General features: G+C 57.1%; 1 pseudogene. It reads right to left on the reverse strand.

Annotation, left to right across the window (positions count from 1 at the left end):
- A pseudogene (locus AAIR21_RS28240) lies at positions 1-231 on the reverse strand (transcriptional regulator); the annotation flags it as partial.

Genomic DNA, 231 nt, shown 5'->3' on the forward strand with positions numbered 1-231 from the left:
GCACAAACCCGCCGAACTCCGGATTCTGCCAGCGCTTACGCTTACCTTGTGGCGGTGTGGATTCATCAATCAGCGTTTTGGCTGCCGCGATGAAGGCCTCCCGGCTAACGCATAGACCGCGGATCCCTTCAATGTGCTTCGCTGGCAATGCCGAAAAGGTAATCAGGCGGCGGCATGTGGCATCAGACAGACCGGTTGCCCATGAGACTTTGTGCACCGGAACAAACTCGT

Source organism: Enterobacter sp. PTB (assembly GCF_051130085.1).
Lineage (GTDB): Bacteria > Pseudomonadota > Gammaproteobacteria > Enterobacterales > Enterobacteriaceae > Enterobacter > Enterobacter ludwigii.